We start from the raw sequence: 17,661 nt of genomic DNA on the forward strand, positions 1-17,661 counted from the left end.
GTTGTTAATAGATAATGCGGATATGCAAAACACAGATCAGTGTAAACAAACGCCGTGCCGTTGGCAAATCCGTTTTTACACCATATCCTGCAAGCTTTGTCTTTAATAGCGCAGCCGCTTCGTCGTGTAAAGCCCTGCGTCCCATATCAATGGCTTCTATATGGGCGTGGCTGGAACGGCGCGCGGCTTTGTAATAGCTTTCACAGACGATGAAATAGTCTTTAATCAGCCGGCGGAAGGGCGGCAGCGCAACGGAAAAATCCGTCTCTGCGTCATCTTCCGTGCCTTTCAGCGTGAATTTTACGGCGCGTCCGGCCAGAGATAATGTAACGTTATAGGGGGCGGTGGCCGTTTCGCAATGGAAATCATTGCCGTGCAGAAGATCTTCGATGGCGGTGCGGCGCTCGCGTTCAATTTCCGGGGAAAGCCGGATATTGAGGCTGTCATCAAGAGCGATCTGCGCAATCGTCATGGCGTCTCTTTTCTTTTTATCAGGCGGCGACGCGCTGAAGCTTTGCACCGCAGGCGCCGAGTTTCTGTTCCAGTTTCTCATAGCCGCGGTCAAGATGATAGATGCGGTTGACGACGGTCGTACCGTCAGCGGCCAGCGCCGCCAGAATCAGCGAAACCGAGGCGCGGAGATCGGTTGCCATGACTTCCGCTCCTTTCAGACGCGGCACGCCGCGCACGACGGCGGAGGAACCGTGAACGGCAATATCCGCCCCCATACGCGCCAGTTCCGGCACATGCATAAAGCGGTTTTCAAAAATGGTTTCCTTGACTGTTCCCGCACCTTCGGCAATGGTCAGCATCGCCATCGCCTGCGCTTGTAAATCGGTCGGAAAACCGGGATAAGGCGCGGTTGTAATATCAACGGCATTGAGCGTATTGCCCTTGCGGGTGACGGTGACATTGCCTTTGCCGTCATCTTTTAAGGATACGCCCGCCGTTTCCAGCATCGGAACCAGAGCTTCCAGATGGTCAAGCCGCGCATGTTTCAGTGTGACTTCGCCGCCTGTCATTGCGGCGGCAATGGCGTAAGTGCCTGTTTCGATCCGGTCGGGAATGACGCTGTGACTTGCGCCGGAAAGCGCTTCGACGCCTTCGATTTCAAGTGTTTCCGTTCCCAGTCCGGTGATTTTTGCACCCATGGCGATCAGGCAATCGGCAAGATCGGTAATTTCAGGTTCCAGCGCGGCATTGTGCAGCACGGTGCGGCCTTTGGCCAGCGTTGCCGCCATCAGCAGATTTTCCGTTGCGCCGACGGATTTGGTACGGAAGGTAATTTCCGCGCCTTTTAAGCCGCCTTGCGGTGTGCGGGCATGGATATAACCGTCTTTCAGCTCGATTTCCGCGCCCATTTTACGCAGACCTTCGATATGCAGATCAACAGGGCGTGTGCCGATGGCGCAGCCGCCGGGCAGGGAAACCTTTGCCGTGCCGAAACGCGCCAGAAGCGGCCCCAGCACCAGAACGCTGGCGCGCATTTTGCGGACAAGATCATAAGGGGCGGTGGTGCTGTTAACAGGGGCGGCATCAATGGCCAGCTGTGTGCCTGTGCGGGTGGTTTTTGCGCCCATATTTTCCAGCAAATCAATCAGCGACAGAATGTCGTGCAGTTCCGGCACATTTTCCAGCACCAGCGTATCGGCGCTGAGCAGGGCGGCGCACATTAAAGGCAGGGCGGCGTTTTTTGCGCCGCTGATCGTAATCTCGCCATTCAGCGGATAGCCGCCTTCGATTTCCAGCTTGTCCATCTATCGTCCTTTTCTGTCGTAAAGAGTAGCAGCTAAAGCCTATAGCGCAAAAGCGCCGGAAAGGCAAACAATCCCTGTCTGACAGAATGCCACAAAACACCGGCGGAATTATGGCACGGATAAGGTTATTTTGTGCAAATTTTGTGCAGGGATACAAATAAACGCCCATATTTTCCATAGAAAATATTGCATTGCGGCAATTTTATGCTATAATAGGGTATCGGTGCTTGCATGTTCATTGCGAAATGCGTATAGTTCCGGTGAAGAAAAGGTGTTTTGCGCGGCGGTTCTCTAAGGCGCAGCGCAAAATAGGGAATAGCGGATAATTGCTGAATAGTCAGGGTTATCCCGAAATATTTGCCAAAAGGAGTAATATCATGAGCAAAGTCATTGGTATCGATCTCGGTACGACCAATTCCTGCGTCGCCATTATGGACGGCGATAAACCCAAAGTTATTGAGAATGCAGAAGGCGCGCGGACAACGCCGTCAATGGTTGCTTTTGCCGAAGGCGGCGAGCGCCTTGTCGGACAGCCCGCAAAACGTCAGGCTGTGACCAACCCCGAAAACACGCTGCATGCGATTAAACGCCTGATCGGCCGCCGCTTTGACGAGGCCGAAGTGCAGGATATGGCGAAAAAAGCGCCGTATAAAATCATTAAAGGCGAAAACGGCGATGCCTGGGTTGAGGCGGAAGGCGAAAAATACGCCCCCAGCCAGATCAGCGCCTTTATTCTGCAAAAAATGAAGGAAACGGCGGAAGCTTTCCTCGGCGAAAAAGTCGAGAAAGCCGTTATTACCGTTCCGGCCTATTTTAACGATAGTCAGCGTCAGGCAACGAAAGATGCCGGTAAAATCGCCGGTCTGGAAGTGCTGCGCATTATCAACGAGCCGACAGCGGCAGCGCTGGCTTACGGGCTTGATAAAAAAGAAAACGGTACAATTGTCGTTTATGACCTTGGTGGCGGTACGTTTGATGTCTCCGTCCTCGAAGTCGGTGACGGCGTCTTTGAAGTAAAAGCCACGAATGGTGATACCTTCCTTGGCGGTGAAGATTTTGACCTGCGTATCATCGACTATCTTGCCGATGAGTTCAAAAAGGAAAACGGTATCGATCTGCGCGAAGACAAGCTGGCACTGCAACGCCTGAAAGAGGCGGCGGAGAAAGCCAAGATCGAGCTGTCCTCGACAACGCAGACGGAAGTCAATTTGCCCTTTATCACGGCGGATTCCTCCGGCCCGAAACATTTGACGGTCAAGCTGACCCGCGCGAAACTGGAAGCGCTGGTGGATGATTTCGTTCAGCGTACTTTGAAACCGTGTAAGGCGGCTTTGAAAGATGCGGGCGTAAAAGCCTCGGAAATCAGCGCCGTTATTCTGGTCGGCGGTATGACGCGGATGCCGAAAATTCAGGAAATCGTCAAAGATTTCTTCGGTCAGGAGCCGCATAAAGGCGTGAACCCTGATGAAGTTGTCGCCGATGGTGCGGCTATTCAGGGCGGTGTCCTTTCCGGCGATGTTAAAGACGTGCTGCTGCTGGATGTGACGCCGTTGTCGCTGGGCATCGAAACGCTGGGTGGTGTTTTCACCCGCCTGATCGACCGCAATACGACGATCCCGACCAAAAAATCACAGGTCTTCTCGACCGCCGAAGACGGACAGAGCGCGGTGACCATCCGTGTCTTCCAGGGCGAGCGTGAAATGGCGGCGGATAACAAAATCCTCGGCCAGTTTGACCTTGTCGGTATTCCGGCGGCACCGCGCGGTATTCCGCAGATCGAAGTCACATTTGACATTGATGCAAACGGTATCGTGCAGGTTTCAGCAAAAGATAAGGCGACCGGCAAGGAACAGCAAATCCGTATTCAGGCCTCCGGCGGTTTGTCGGATGCCGATATCGAGAAAATGGTTGAAGAGGCGGAGGCAAATGCTGAAACCGATAAAAAACGCCGCAGCGTTGCCGAAAGCCGAAACCGTGCGGAAAGCCTGATCCACTCGACGGAGAAAACAATCTCCGAGCTGGGGGACAAGCTGGACACGAATGACAAAACCGCAGCGGAAACGGCGATTGCAGATCTGAAAGAGGTTCTGGAAGGCGAAGATACCGATGCCATCACGGAAAAGCTTGAAGTTCTGGAACAGCTGGCGATGAAAATCGGCGAGCAGCTTTACAAAGCGCAGGAAGCCGAAGGTGGTGCGGATGCCGCAGCCGCAGCGGAAGAGTCTGCTGATGAAAATGTTGTCGATGCCGAATTTACCGAGGTTGAGGAAGAAGAAGCCGAAGACAACGGTAAAGGCAAAAAAGGCAAAAAAAGTAAATCCGCATAAAACATGAATCTGTCATCCCGTCCCCGGCGTGAAGCCGGGGCGCGGGAGACGCATGTTACGCACAGATATTGGACCGGACCATGGCAAAAAAAGACCTTTATGACGTGCTGGGCGTTTCAAAAACGGCGACAGCGGATGAGCTGAAAAAAGCCTACCGCAAGCTGGCGATGCAGCATCACCCCGACCGCAATCCCGGTGATGACAGCGCCGAGCAGAAATTCAAGGAAATCAGTGAAGCCTATGACATCCTGAAGGATGACCAGCGCCGTGCGGCTTATGACCGTATGGGCCATGCCGCTTTTGAACAAGGTATGGGCGGGCATCAGGGCGGCGGTTTCGGCGGCGGCTTTCAAGGCGGTTTTCAGGGAAATTTTTCCGATATATTCGAGGAGATGTTCGGCGAATTTATGAATGGCAATGGCGGCGGACGCGGCGGCAGTGCGGCACAGCGCGGCGCGGATATCAGCTATGAAGTTTCCGTCTCGCTGGAAGAATCCTTTGAAGGTGTTGAAAGGCCGATCCGCGTTCCGACATGGCAAAGCTGCGGCACTTGCAGCGGTGCGGGCGCGAAAAAAGGCTCGAAACCCAAAGTGTGCGAAACCTGCGGCGGTATTGGCCGTTTGCGGGCGCAGCAGGGATTTTTCACGATGGAACGCACCTGCCATGATTGCCGCGGCGCCGGGCAGGTGATTTCAGACCCGTGCGAGGATTGCGGCGGGCAGGGCAGAATCAGGAAAGAAAAAACGCTTGAGGTCAATATCCCTGCGGGGATCGAAGACGGTACGCGAATGCGGCTTGGCGGCGAAGGCGAAGCCGGTGTGCGCGGCGGGCCGCCGGGTGACCTTTATATCTTTGTTTCCGTGAAACCGCATGAATTTTTCCAGCGCGACGGTGCGAATTTATACGCGCGCGTTCCCGCCAGTTTTACAACGCTGGCGCTGGGCGGCAAAATCGAAGTGCCGACCATTGAAGGCAAACGGGCGGAGGTCACAATCCCGTCCGGCACGCAGACAGGGCAGCAATTCCGCCTGAAAGGCAAGGGCATGCCCGTGCTCCGCAGCCCCGTGCGCGGCGATCTGTATGTGGAGGTAATGGCGGAAACGCCCGTCCACCTCAGCAAAAAACAGAAAGAACTGCTGGAAGAATTCAGCCATCACGACACCGAGAAAAATACACCGAAAGTGCATAAATTTTTCAAAAAGGTGAAAGACCTTTGGGAAGATTTGACGGAGTAGCGCAACATTCTGCGCGGAAACACTTTTTATTTATTATTTTTCTTTCTGGCTTTTCTGGAGACCTTATCTGCCAGCCCTAAAGCTATGTCAATATAAAGTTCGATAGGCATACCCTCTAAGTCGAAGTCATCCAGATGCACGGCAGTGTTCCTTAGCTTTCTTAAGTAGTTGAATTGGATGTCACTTTCTTCATCAAGAAAATCACCTTTATTTCTTAGAAGTAGCACATGTGATAGCGACTTAGCCTCTTCTATTCCTTCGCTGGCCAGGATTGCCTCGCTGATGGATAGTTCTAAGATTCTGAACGCTTCTATTACTGCTGCGCGGGGTGATATTTCGGCTAAGCTAATTAGAGTCTCGTATTGTTTCCTTAAAGGATTCTTTTCAGAGGGGGGGGATAGTTTTCCAGAAACTTTTTCTAGTTGTTCAATCCCTTCGCGGAATTCAACTTCTGTGTCCTTGTGCTTGAGTTTTTTTATCCTTGATAGTATTTGTGAAAACTCGTTTCTGAATAAATAAACGGTGCTAAAAATAGTGAACGGCCACGCAATGGAGTTTATAATTTCAGAGAAAAATGTTTTCCAGTCCATACTATAAGCTTCTCTTACAGGTAAAGGTTGGTGGTGGGCCCGGAGGGACTTGAACCCCCAACAACACCGTTATGAGCGGTGCGTTCTAACCAGTTGAACTACAGGCCCTTAAGTCGCAGATGGCAGAATCCGCCTTGCGATGGTTAAGTTTATACAATCAAAGATTATATAGCATGGCGGCGGCGGGGATAACAGTTTTTTGTGATGCGCGCCTGCTGCGGTATGGATTCCCGCTTGCGCGGGGATGACAATGCGGCTTGCGGCAACATTGCCCGTCACTCCCGCGCAAGCGGGAGTCTATACGGTGTGCGCAAATCGGCAACAGATTGTGGATTCCCGTTTACACGGGAATGATGGCGCGGTTTGCGGCAACTTTCTCCGTCACTCCCGCGAAAGCGGGAGTCCATACGGTGTGCGCAAATCGGCAACAGATTGTGGATTCCCGTTTACACGGGAATGACGGCGCGGTTTGCGGCAACTTTCTCCGTCACTCCCGCGCAAGCGGGAGTCCATAGGGCGTGTGCAAAAGGCAATGGAGGATGGATTCCCGTTTTCACGGGAATGACGGTTTTTTCTTTTTGTGTCCAGAGAGTTGTGAAGCCCTGCCCGCGCGGGAATGGCGGTGGCGGTGGCGGGTTATTTTTTGGCGGGTTTCTTTACGGCTTTTTTGACGGGCTTTTTTTGCGGCTTTTCTTTTTCTTCTTCCGTTGCGGCGGCGAGCGGCAACAGCAGGGTGACGGCGGTGCCTTTGCCGAGTTCGCTTTCAATTTTGACGTCGCCGCCATGTAAATCGACAATGCGTTTGACGATGGAGAGGCCGAGTCCTGCGCCGCTGCGGCGGTGTTTGCTGTATTTGGCCTTTTCAAAGGGGGAGAAGATATTCTCCATATCCTCTTTCGCAATGCCCGTGCCGGTATCGCTGACGGTAATGGCGATATGGCCTTCTTTGCTGTATTTCTTTGCCGCAATTTCAATGCGTCCGCCATCGGGGCTGAAGGCAATGGCATTACTGACCAGCTTCATCAGCACCTGTTTCAAGCGGCGTTCATCCGCCGTGATCTGGCCGATATTTTTCGGGCATTTGGTGGTGATGTGAATATTGTGTTTGCGCCCCCATTCCATCGCCAGATCTTCGATGTCATGCACCAGCGCATAAACGCTCATCTCCGCAGGGGTCAGTTCCAGATAACCGGCTTCGATCGTTGACAGGTCGAGAATGTCGTCAATCAAATCAGCCAGACGTTTGGCGGCGGAGATCACGCCCTCGGTATATTCTTTCTGCCGCTCATTCAATGTGCCGAAATATTCCTGATCGAGAATTTCGGCAAAACCGGTGATGGCGTTCAGCGGCGTCCGCAGCTGATAGGAGACATTGGCGAGGAAGTCGAGTTTCATGCGCTCGGTTTCTTCCAGCGCGGCATTTTTCTCCAGCAAGGCGTTTTCAACCATCGCTTCATCCGTCACATCGAAATAGCTGTTGAGAATATTGCCGTCCGGCAGCGGCAGCACGGTGTATTCCAGAATTGTACCATTGGCAAGCCGCAGCCGCCCGCTTTTGATGCCGCGCTCCAGCCCGTTCTGGATAATGGTTTCCTTGTCCTTTTCCCATGTTTCCGGCGCGAAATGCGGCGCGAATTGTTCGGCCAGTTTGGTGATATGCGGCGCACCTTCCAGCGATTCCGGCGGCAGACCCCAGAGAGTGCCGAATTTCGGATTCCACAATTTCAGACAGCCGTCGCCGCCGAAAACGGCCAGCCCTTCATTCAGATTATCCAGCGTTTCTTTTTGTACCGCGACCAGCGTGTTATAGGAGGTTTCCAGCTCCAGCCTGCTGGTGACATCCTCATAGGTGATGATCAGCCCGCCCATCGGATGCGGCACAACCGTCATCCGCAGTGCCGTGCCGTCGGGCAGATACAGCATTTCCTCATAAGGTTCCAGCAGCGAGGAAAACAGTTTCAGCCAGTGCTGGCGATATTTTTTAAAATCCGCCTGTTCGGGCAATTTGCGGTTTTCCCTGAAACGGTCGAGAATTTCCGAGAGCTTCGGTTTGGCATTCAGCCATTTGCCGTCCAGATCCCAGAGCTGTTCATAGGCGGTATTGTAAAATTGCAGCCGCATATCGCCGTCAAAAACCGCCGTGGCGGTGCGCAGCTGTTCCAACACGCCGTGATGGGTGGCGATATGGTGCTTTAACTGTGCCTCCATTTCCTCCAGCGCGGTGATGTCATAGGCATAGCCTGTCATGCCCGCCACTTCGGAGACTTCGACAAAACGGCGTTTGCCGTCAACAACCAGATGGCGGCGTTCCGTCTGGATATCATGGCCGGCAAGGGCGCGGCGCGCCAGTGTGCGGCTGCCGCGTTCGCCTTTATTGCCTTTTTTGCCGATAATGGTTGTCGGCAGCTCCTGCTGTTCGGCGACAATGGAGGCCGAGGCTTCGCCCAGCACATCCGTATAGGTTTTATTGCACCATTCGATGTCAAGATCGGGGTTGCGCAGCCAAAGCGGGAAAGGCAGCGCGTTTAAGACATCGCGCCATTTCTTCTCGCGGCTTTCGGTGGTCTTTAAAACCTCGGAGACATCGGACATCTGCTCGGAATCCTGCGTGATATCCTGCAGCCAGATCACATCAAAAACCTCGTCACTTGCCATGCCGGGGAGCTGTCCGCGTTTACCGATCAGGCGCAAGGTGCGACCGCCGCCTTTGCCGTCTTCCGGCAGGCGGGTTTCCAGCTGGAAGGGTTCGCCATATTCGGCAAGATGGGCGTAAAGCCCGTCCAGCGCGGCGGCATCATCGGGTGTCAGGAATTTCTGCACATCCATCACGGTGTCAATGCTTGTCGCGCCGATCATGCGGGCGAATCCCGGTGAAACGGCCTGTGTGCCGATACGGTTCCAGCCGCAATATTCCCACGGGATGGCGCGCAGGAACATTTCCAGCCGCCGGTTTTCACGGGCAAGCTGTTTCAGCTTGGCGCGGCCGGGGACAATGATATCCAGTATGGCGGACAGGACGGGCATATTTGCGGTTAGTTCCTTAAGGCTTTCCCTGTTTTCAGCATATGGTCGATACGGGCGCGGGTTTCGGGCGTTTTGACAAGACGCATAAAGCCTTGCAGTTCCAGCGCCAGCAAATCTTCCTCTGTGAGCGTTTGGGTCACATCACCGTCTTTGCCGCCGCTGAGAACTTCCGTCAGCGCTTCGGAGACGGTGACGTCATGCGGTGTGGCGCGTCCGGCATGGGCAAGCCCGTTGACCGCCATCATCAGTGCCAGTTGTCCCGCAGGGCCGGGCAGGCGCAATTCTTCCCCCTCCGGTGCGGTGTAATGTTTTGCCAGTTCCAGCGCGCGCGCTTTGGCATTGGCCAGCAGGCGGTCACGGTTCATGGTGATGCCGTCACTGTCTTTCAGGAATAGCAGCTGTTTTGCCTCGGCGGCGGATTTTGCGACTTTGGCAAGGCCGATGGTTTCAAAAGCCGCGGCAATCGGCGGTACCGGCCCGCCTGCTTTGCGTTTGTGGTGATGGCGCAGCAGCATTTCCTTGCAGCCGCCCCAGCCGGGAATAATGCCGACGCCGACTTCGACCAGTCCGCAATAGGTTTCGGCATATGCCTCGATACCGTCGCAATGCAGCAGGATTTCGCAGCCGCCGCCCAGCGCCAGACCGGCAGGTGCGCCGATGACGGGGAAAGGCGCGAATTTCAAAGCGCGGTAGGCGCGCTGGCCTTCGGTAATCAGACTTTCAATGGCAGGCCAGTTGCCCTCGTCAACGACGGCCAGCGCCTTGGAAAGATTGGCGCCTGCCGAGAAATTTGTGCCTTCATTATAAACGACCAGCGCTTTATAGTCGGTATCACTGCTGGAAATCTGCTCAATCGCGGCATGGATCATCGCCATAACGTCAAGATCAAGCGCATTCATCTTGGCGGTAAATTCCAGACACAGCACATCATCGCCGATATCCCACAAGGCGGCGGAATCGTTTTTATGCACAGGGGAAGATTTGCGTTTTATATCCTCCAGCAGCAAGACGCCCTTCGCCCGTTCGACAGGATGGTATTGATCGTCAATGCCGAAATAATGCAGCACGCCGTCTTTGGTTTTGTAGAAGTTTTTGCCGTGAATATCTTTCAGCAGGGCGGGGATATCGCGGTCTTCTTCCGCAAGTTTTTCAACCAGCCATGCTGTGCCCAGCGCATCCATCAGCTCGAACGGGCCTTTTGACCAGTTATAGCCCAGCTTCATCGCCTGATCGACGGCGAAAATATTATCGGCGATTTCCGGCACAAGATCGGCGGCATAGCAAAGGGTCTGGCTGAGAACCTGCCATGCATATTGGCCGGCTTTATCCGTACTGCTGACCAGTCCGCGCAAGCCGTCTTTTTTAAAAGCTTCGAGGGCGGGCGGTGCGGCTTTTTCCGACAGGGCGTAATCGCCTGTTTTCAGATTGATGGATTCTTTGACTTTTTTGCCGCCTGCCTTATTCAGACGGTAGAAGCCGCCCTTGCCTTTGCGTCCGGTATAGCCGTCTGCGATCATTTTATCGATCAGGTCGAAATCGCGGTGGATGGCGGCGTAATTATCTGTTGCGGGCAGGGTGGAAAGCAGCGATTTTGCCAGATGCGGCATCAGGTCAATCCCGACCAGATCCAGCAATCCGAAAATCCCCGTTTTCGGGATTCCGACGGGGCGGGACATGACGGCATCGGCTTCCTCCACGGAAACGCCGAGATTGAAAGCTTCATTCATACCGGCCTGCAGCCAGAAGGCACCGATGCGGTTGGCGATAAAGCCGGGCGTATCATTACAGGGCACAATCCCTTTCCCCAGCGCGGCATCACCGAAGGCGAAAATTCTTTTTGTGACGGCGGGGTCCGTTTCGCCGGAGGTGACAAGCTCCAGAAGACGCATATAACGCGGCGGATTGAAGAAATGGGTAATCAAAAAATGCTTTTTAAAACTGTCGGAGCGGCCTTCCGTCAGCAGATGCAGCGGAATGGAGGAGGTGTTGGAGGAAATGACGGCGGTCGGTTTGCGGAATTCCTCGATTCTTTTATACAGTTTTTGCTTGATATCGAGGTTTTCCAAAACAGCCTCGACAATCCAGTCGCAACCGGCAATATCTTTGAGATGGTCTTCGGTGTTTCCGGCATGGATGCGGCGGGCGTTTTTCGGATGCATCAGCGGGGCGGGGTCGGTTTTCAGCATTTTTTCAATCGCTGATTTCGCAAGAATATCGCGGTCAGCCGCATCTTTCGGTACGATATCCAGCAGCAGTACCTCCGTGCCCGCATTGGCGATTTGTGCGGCGATTCCGCTCCCCATCACACCCGCGCCGATGACCGCGACTTTTTTGATTTCCATCTGCTCTCCCCTTCCATATCCCTGTCTTAACTGTCTTGATAGAATATCACTCAGGCTCTTTATTTCAAGTGCATAGCGGCGTATAGTATTTTTATGAGAGAAATCGTTCTGGATACGGAGACAACAGGTTTTGAACCGGCGGAAGGGCACCGTCTGGTCGAGATCGGCTGTGTCGAATTGATGCACCAGATTCCGACCGGCAATACCTATCATGTCTATATTAATCCCGAACGTGAAATGCCGGAGGACGCCTACCGCGTTCACGGCTTGTCCGACGAGTTTTTGGCCGATAAACCCGTTTTTGCCGCTGTGGCGGATGCGTTTCTGGAATTTGTCGGGGATGCGCCGCTGGTCATTCATAATGCGGCCTTTGATATGAATTTTCTGAATGCCGAGCTGGGCTGGGCAAAAAAATCACTGCTGCCGATGGAACAGGCGGTGGATACGCTGCTGATGGCACGGCAAAAATATCCCGGCGCGGCGGCAACGCTGGATGCGCTGTGCCGCCGCTTTGAAATTGATAATTCAAACCGGACATTGCACGGCGCGCTTCTGGATGCCGAATTGCTGGCCGAGGTCTATCTTGAATTGATGGGCGGACGGCAGCACGGGCTGGGATTTTCCGGCGCGGGCGGCGGACAGGACAGTGACAAAAACAACGGAGAATCCGCCGGATTGCAACAGCGGCGCGAAATGCGTGCGGCGCGGGATTTTCCGGTGCCGGAGGCGGAGCTGGCGGCACATCGCGAACTGATCGGCAAACTCGAAAACGCGCTTTGGCAAAACGGTCAGAAAAGCGCGGCGGAGGCGTAGCAAGCACATGTTTTCAAGTGAAATCCTAAAAACCTGGGTGAGCCTTGTTTTCGTCGCCATGCTGGCGGGGGTGATGGATCATATTTTCGGTCTTGATAACGGCATTACCGGCACAATGCTGTATGTCAGCGTTTATGTGATCGGCGCAACCGGTCTGCCCGTCTGGGAAGGCCCTGTGATGAGTTATGCGGAATGGCCTGTACCGAATATGCTGGGCTGTATTCTTGGTATTGCCGTCTGGCTGCTGGTGTTTTACGGCCTCGCCTATCTGCACGCGCAGGATCGCGGCATCAAAAATATGCGGGATGAGCAGGAAAAGAAGATGAAGAAGAAAAAATAACGCTTCTCCGTTTCTCTTTCTTTTTTCTCTCTTCTTATCGTTCTCTAAGGGCGGTGCGGGAGGCTTTGATGAAGGGTTTCAGCAAATAATCCATAATTGATTTTTTACCGGTGATGATATCGACGCCGGCGGTCATGCCGGGGATGATCTGGTGTTCTTTGCCGTTATAGGTCAGCACGGTTTCATTGGTGCGGACGCGGACGCGGTAAAAGCTTTCGCCGCGCTCATCAACAATCGTATCGGCGCTGATATCCACAACTTCGCCATCCAGTCCGCCATAGATGGAAAAATCATAAGCGGTGATTTTGACAACGGCTTTTTGTCCGGGGTAAAGAAAAGCAATGTCGGAGGGGCGCACCTGCGCTTCGATCAGTAGATTATCACCCAGCGGCACGATCTCCAAAATCGGATCACCGGGGCGGACAACGCCGCCGACGGTGGTGATTTTCATGTCTTTGACTGTGCCGTGAACGGGGGAGCGGATTTCCGTACGTTCTTCACGGTCGCGGAACGTCGCCAGTGTTTCCTTTAAAGAGACCATTTCAGGGCGGATACTGGCCAGTTCGCGCTGGGCGCGGGCGCGAAAAGTGTTTTCCTGTTCTTTGATTTTCTCCTCCGCTTCATTGACGGCGGATTCGGAACGCGGCAGTGCCAGGCGCAGCCCGTTCAGCTCGGATTGCTGCTCGGCAAGGCGGCGTTCAATCTGGATCAGCTCGATTTGCGGTGCCGCGCCGCGGGCGACGGCGGGTTTAATCATTTCCTGTTCCTCACGCGTCAGGGCAACGATGCTTCTTAAATCGGAAATACGTTTGCGCAGTTCTGTGACTTCCTGACGGCGTTGCGACAGCTGCTGTTCCAGAACATTGCTCTGGTTGGAGGATTCACGCATATTGGCGTAATAGGCGTCGGTTTCGGCACGGACGGCGTCAGGTGCCTCTTTTATTAATTCATCGGAGAAATGCGGCTCTTTACCTTCAGCTTCGGCTTTCAGGCGTTCCAGTGCCGCCAGCAGCGACACATAGCGTTTGCGCTGTGAGGCATATTCGGATTTCGCTTGCACATTACGCATACGCAAAAGAATCTGATCCGCCTGTACGGTATCGCCCTCATGGACCAGAAATTCCTCGATAATACCGCCTTCCAGACTTTGGATGACCTGTATCTGGCTGGAGGGAATGATTTTTCCGTCACCGCGGGTGACTTCCTCCAGCTCGGTAAAAGCCGCCCATAGCAAGGCAATCACGAAAAATGCGGCGATTGTATAGAGCAGCAGATGTTCGCGGCGCGAAATGCCGTAAACAGACATTTCGTCATTATAATCGCGCGTGACATCCATTTGGCGCAGGTCTTGTGAATCATATTCGCGGCCGCTCATGATCTTGTCCCGTTACCCTTTCTGTTCCGCTGTTCCTGCGGGGCGCATAAACTCGCCCGATTGCAGGCGCTGGATGACCTCATCACGCGGACCCATAGCGATAATGCGTCCGCGATCCATCAAAATCAGTTTATCAACAAGCCCCAGAACCGAGCTTTTATGCGTGATCAGCATCACGGTTTTGTCTTTGCAGACCTCGACCAGATAACGGTAAAGGCGGCGTTCGGAACCGGGGTCGATGGACGCGGTCGGTTCGTCCAGCAAGAGAATTTGCGGATCGTAAAGCAGGGCGCGGGCGATGGCGATGGCCTGACGCTGCCCGCCGGAGAGCAGCTCGCCGCGTTCACCGACATTTGAATCAAGGCCGGCTTCGGAATCGCGCAGGAAGGTCATCACACCGGCCATTTCCGCCGCGCGCAAGACAACGCTGTCCGGCACGGTTTCATGCCCCAATGTGATATTTTCGCGCACCGTGCCGTAAAACAGATAAGGCGTTTGCTGGACAACGCCGATGCTGCGGCGCAGATCGGCGGGGTCAATCTGGCGGACATCCGTGCCGTCCAGCTGTACCGAACCGGCTTCGGGCTGATACAGATTCAATATCAGCCTTTCCAGCGTGGTTTTTCCCGAGCCGACGGCGCCGATAACGCCGATATGTTCGCCGGGTTGAATTTGAAAAGTGATATTGTTCAAAGCGGGAGTCGATTGTCCGGGATAGCGGAAGACAACATCTTTAAAGGAAATATTCCCCTGTACGAGCGGTTTGGAAATAAAGACCTGTTTCGGCGGGCGCTCCACCGGCGTGTCCATCAGCTCTTCCAGACGTTCCAGCGCCTCTTTTGACTGCCCCATTTTCGTCAGCAATCCGGCGACTTGCGCCAGCGGCGCCATCGTGCGGCCTGACAGGATAACGCAGGCAATCAACGCCCCCATTGACATCTCCCCCGCGCTGATAAGATAGGTGCCGTAGACAACAATGCCGACCGTCGCCAGATTGGCGGTCATGGCAGCGAAATTAACGCCGAAAGAGGCGATGCGCCGTGATTCCATCGAAGTATCGGAGGAGAGTTCGACGATTTCCTCCCATTTACGCTGGATATAGCCTTCGGCGGCCTGCACTTTGATGGTTTCAAGGCCGCTGAGAGTTTCAAAAATCAGGCTGCTTTTATGGCCGCCTTCGCGCATGGATTTCGCAATGGTTTTGTTCAGCGGGCGCTGCAGATACCAGCCGAGTGCCAGAACCAGTATGGCCAGCGTCATCGGTACCAGAAAGACCTTGCCGCCGATCAGGAACATTAAAAACAGGAACAGCACTACAAAAGGCAGATCAATCAGCGCGACAATCGTTGCCGAGGTGAAAAAGTCACGGATGGTTTCAAATTCCCGCATATTGGAGGCCAGCGCTCCGGCGCTGGGCGGGCGCGAGCCCATTTTCATGCTGAGCATCTGTTCGAAAATCCGTGCGGAAATCGTGTTATCGGCTTTACGCCCCGCGGCATCCAGAAAGAAGGAGCGCAGATTTTTCAGGATAAAATCGAAGATGAACACAATAAACACGCCGATTGCCAGTACCCAGAGACTAGTGAAGGCATTATTGGGAATGACGCGGTCATAGACATTCATAATAAACAGTGAACTGGCCAGCGCGAACATATTGATCATGACGGCGGCAAGGATGACCTCGTAATAAATTTTGCGGTGCTGCATAATCGCACCCCAGAACCAGTGCCGCGCCTGTTCCTGCTGTTGTTTCTGCCCCGAGCGTTCATCCAGCCTTGCGCGGGCGCGGACAAAAAAGGCATAGCCGCCATGGCGGGCGTCCAGCGCGTCGATTGTCATTTTTACCGGCGCATCCGGCGTTTCGGGAAACAGGACTTCCACCGTGTTTTTATCAATACGGCGGCGCAGGATACAGGCCTGATCGCCTTTCAGAAGAAGGATACAGGGCAGATTGGGCGCACCGGCCAGAAACGGGATATTGCGGCGGACAAGTTTGGCGGTTAGTCCGGCGCGGTCGGCGGCGCGGACAAACACAGCCGGTGTGACAAGGCCGTGCGTCGGAACCGGCAGCCCTGCTGCCAGCGCAACGGCGGTGACGCGGCGTCCGAATTCCCCCGCCAGCATGGCGAGGCATTCCATCAACGGGTCATCCAGTGACAGTCTTTCGGCCTCCATAGCGGCGGGGCCGACGGCGCTTGCTTCCGCCGTATCCGGAGCGGGCTGTTCTGCGGGTTGGGCTGTCTGATTTTTATCTTGGTTTTTATGCGGGTTTTTTTGGGCTTGCGCCATGGCAGCGGCAGGGTTTTTACCGCCGCTTGGCGGCGTGTTATCTGCAGCGCTGTCCGGCTTTTTCGTGTCGTCTTTACCCAAAATCAAAGACCTCCGGAAACCGGATTATGGGGACAGACCCCAAAATCCGGATTGGAAAATGCGTTTTTAGTTCGCGAGGCTGGCTTCGCGCGGACGCTCGACCCCGACGGAGTCCAGCAATTGTCCTTGCAGGGCCAGCAGGCGGTAGATACCGAAGATTTCGGTATAGAGTGCGTTGACATGGCTTGAGCGCGAGACAAAAAGCTCGTTCTGCGCATCAAGAACATCAAGAAGCGTTCTGCGGTCAAGGCTGAACTGGTCAAGATAAACGCCGACGACTTTTTCATTGGCATTTGCCTGTTCCAGAAAACGTGCGGCACGTTCGGAGGCGGCAACCATACCGGCCCATGTGTCGCGGACGTCTTTTTCAACCTGGCGTGCGGCATCGGCGCGGCGTTTTTTGGCAATTGCATGACGATACATGAATTCGCGCTGGCGGGCTTTATCGCCACCGCCGCGGAACAGGTTCCAGCGAACAACGGCCAGTGCCGAAGCGCGGGTGTCACTGCCTTGAATACCGTTAATGTCTTCCGAGGCGGTGCCGTTGACTTCCAGATTAACCTGCGGGTAAAGCGTGGAGCCGGAGCCTTCGAATTCGGCATGGGCAACATCGATATCCGATTCAAAAACGGCCAGTGTCGGGCTTTTTGTTACAGCATCCGTAACGGCGTTTTCAACAGATTGCGGCAGCAGGTCGCGCGGTACATTCGGGAAAACCAGATTTTCCGGCATTTCACCCGCCTGGCGGATGAACAGTGCTTCCGCTTCGCGCAGAGACTGGCGGATCGAAGCTTCCGTCGCGCGAGAAGAGGCCAGACGCGCCTCGGCTTGCGCCAGATCGCCTTCTGTGGCCGTACCGCTGGAAACACCCTGACTGATCGTGTCGAGAATTTTCAGGTGATCCTGCACATTGGCGCGGGAAATTGACAGCAGATCGCGCTGGCGCAAGACATCAAAGAATGCCTCGGTAATGCTGAGACCAAGGAATTCAGCTGTTTCAGCAACGCGGTTGGAGGTTGATTCAACACGCGCCGTTTGGCGTTTGATTTCGCTTTGCGTGCCGTAACCGTCAAATAAAAGCTGTGTCAGCGTTAAGGAAGCGCGGTTATGCCACAGGCTTTCCTCGTTAATGCTGGGGCTGTCAGTATATTCCCAGCCGGTTTCACCGATGAAATCAACGGAGGGCTTCCACAGGGCTTTTGCCTGTTCCAGCTCTTCATCCGTTGCACGGCGGTCATTGGCAACGATGCGGTATTCCGGATTCATAATCAGCCCTTTGCCGATGGCATCCATCAATGTGACATCTTTGTCTTTACCGGATACCTGAATTGCCGGCGTTTCGGCCATAGCAGGAACTGCCATGAGGCAGGATAAAGCAATAGCGGCACCCCATTGCCAAAACTTTTTCCCTGTTCGCTTATACATATTCTTTTTCCTTCATTTCAAGATGATAGGAGGACAACACGCTCCGTTGTCCTCCTTATACAG

General features: G+C 54.2%; 12 protein-coding genes and 1 tRNA gene. 4 read left to right on the forward strand and 9 right to left on the reverse strand.

Annotation, left to right across the window (positions count from 1 at the left end):
• Positions 1-4 precede the first annotated feature (4 nt).
• Positions 5-472 carry a UPF0262 family protein gene (locus HND56_12635; GenBank protein ID QKK06474.1) on the reverse strand — a complete coding sequence of 156 codons (468 nt, stop codon included), beginning with the start codon at positions 470-472 and terminating at the stop codon, positions 5-7.
• Between the two features lie 19 nt (positions 473-491).
• A complete protein-coding gene (gene murA, locus HND56_12640; protein QKK06475.1) occupies positions 492-1,757 on the reverse strand; it encodes a UDP-N-acetylglucosamine 1-carboxyvinyltransferase in 1,266 nt (421 codons plus the stop codon).
• Between the two features lie 377 nt (positions 1,758-2,134).
• Here murA and dnaK point away from each other — a divergent pair, with 377 nt between their 5' ends.
• Together dnaK and dnaJ are read left to right on the forward strand one after the other, a co-directional pair.
• Entirely contained in the window at positions 2,135-4,084 is a 1,950-nt protein-coding gene (gene dnaK, locus HND56_12645; protein ID QKK06476.1) for a molecular chaperone DnaK, read from the forward strand.
• 80 nt (positions 4,085-4,164) lie between these two features.
• Positions 4,165-5,319, forward strand: coding sequence for a molecular chaperone DnaJ (gene dnaJ, locus HND56_12650; protein QKK06477.1), 1,155 nt, complete (start codon positions 4,165-4,167; stop codon positions 5,317-5,319).
• A 26-nt stretch (positions 5,320-5,345) separates the two neighbouring features.
• Here dnaJ and HND56_12655 read toward each other — a convergent pair whose 3' ends face one another.
• The 4 genes from HND56_12655 to HND56_12670 form a co-directional block, all read right to left on the reverse strand.
• The gene (locus HND56_12655; GenBank protein QKK06478.1) at positions 5,346-5,909 is read right to left on the reverse strand and encodes a hypothetical protein; all 564 of its coding nucleotides are present in this window, start codon (positions 5,907-5,909) and stop codon (positions 5,346-5,348) included.
• Positions 5,910-5,940: 31 nt separating this feature from the next.
• Positions 5,941-6,017: transfer RNA gene (locus HND56_12660), tRNA-Met, on the reverse strand.
• 528 nt (positions 6,018-6,545) lie between these two features.
• A complete protein-coding gene (locus tag HND56_12665; protein ID QKK06479.1) occupies positions 6,546-8,933 on the reverse strand; it encodes a PAS domain-containing protein in 2,388 nt (795 codons plus the stop codon).
• A gap of 8 nt (positions 8,934-8,941) precedes the next feature.
• Positions 8,942-11,275, reverse strand: a complete 2,334-nt coding sequence (locus HND56_12670; protein QKK06480.1) for a 3-hydroxyacyl-CoA dehydrogenase — start codon at positions 11,273-11,275, stop codon at positions 8,942-8,944.
• A 93-nt stretch (positions 11,276-11,368) separates the two neighbouring features.
• Between HND56_12670 and dnaQ the strand changes: the two genes are divergently transcribed.
• Both dnaQ and HND56_12680 read left to right on the forward strand, forming a co-directional pair.
• Entirely contained in the window at positions 11,369-12,088 is a 720-nt protein-coding gene (gene dnaQ / locus HND56_12675; protein QKK06481.1) for a DNA polymerase III subunit epsilon, read from the forward strand.
• 7 nt (positions 12,089-12,095) lie between these two features.
• Positions 12,096-12,428, forward strand: a complete 333-nt coding sequence (locus HND56_12680) for a hypothetical protein (protein QKK06482.1) — start codon at positions 12,096-12,098, stop codon at positions 12,426-12,428.
• A 34-nt stretch (positions 12,429-12,462) separates the two neighbouring features.
• Here the strand turns inward: HND56_12680 and HND56_12685 are convergent, their stop codons facing one another.
• The 3 genes from HND56_12685 to HND56_12695 form a co-directional block, all read right to left on the reverse strand.
• A complete protein-coding gene (locus HND56_12685) occupies positions 12,463-13,803 on the reverse strand; it encodes an HlyD family type I secretion periplasmic adaptor subunit (protein QKK06483.1) in 1,341 nt (446 codons plus the stop codon).
• Positions 13,804-13,815: 12 nt separating this feature from the next.
• The gene (locus HND56_12690; GenBank protein QKK06658.1) at positions 13,816-16,092 is read right to left on the reverse strand and encodes a type I secretion system permease/ATPase; all 2,277 of its coding nucleotides are present in this window, start codon (positions 16,090-16,092) and stop codon (positions 13,816-13,818) included.
• A gap of 147 nt (positions 16,093-16,239) precedes the next feature.
• A complete protein-coding gene (locus HND56_12695) occupies positions 16,240-17,598 on the reverse strand; it encodes a TolC family outer membrane protein (GenBank protein ID QKK06484.1) in 1,359 nt (452 codons plus the stop codon).
• Positions 17,599-17,661: the final 63 nt, after the last annotated feature.

Source organism: Pseudomonadota bacterium (assembly GCA_013285465.1).
Taxonomy (GTDB): Bacteria; Pseudomonadota; Alphaproteobacteria; order Micavibrionales; family CSBR16-224; genus CSBR16-224.

Coding starts and splice junctions, on each gene's coding strand:
- HND56_12670 (QKK06480.1), bottom strand. CDS start 11,275: ATGGAAATCAAAAAAGTCGCGGTCATCGGCGCGGGTGTGATGGGGAGC.
- murA (QKK06475.1), bottom strand. CDS start 1,757: ATGGACAAGCTGGAAATCGAAGGCGGCTATCCGCTGAATGGCGAGATT.
- dnaQ (QKK06481.1), top strand. CDS start 11,369: ATGAGAGAAATCGTTCTGGATACGGAGACAACAGGTTTTGAACCGGCG.
- dnaJ (QKK06477.1), top strand. CDS start 4,165: ATGGCAAAAAAAGACCTTTATGACGTGCTGGGCGTTTCAAAAACGGCG.
- HND56_12635 (QKK06474.1), bottom strand. CDS start 472: ATGACGATTGCGCAGATCGCTCTTGATGACAGCCTCAATATCCGGCTT.
- HND56_12690 (QKK06658.1), bottom strand. CDS start 16,092: ATGGCGCAAGCCCAAAAAAACCCGCATAAAAACCAAGATAAAAATCAG.
- dnaK (QKK06476.1), top strand. CDS start 2,135: ATGAGCAAAGTCATTGGTATCGATCTCGGTACGACCAATTCCTGCGTC.
- HND56_12665 (QKK06479.1), bottom strand. CDS start 8,933: ATGCCCGTCCTGTCCGCCATACTGGATATCATTGTCCCCGGCCGCGCC.
- HND56_12655 (QKK06478.1), bottom strand. CDS start 5,909: ATGGACTGGAAAACATTTTTCTCTGAAATTATAAACTCCATTGCGTGG.
- HND56_12680 (QKK06482.1), top strand. CDS start 12,096: ATGTTTTCAAGTGAAATCCTAAAAACCTGGGTGAGCCTTGTTTTCGTC.
- HND56_12685 (QKK06483.1), bottom strand. CDS start 13,803: ATGAGCGGCCGCGAATATGATTCACAAGACCTGCGCCAAATGGATGTC.
- HND56_12695 (QKK06484.1), bottom strand. CDS start 17,598: ATGTATAAGCGAACAGGGAAAAAGTTTTGGCAATGGGGTGCCGCTATT.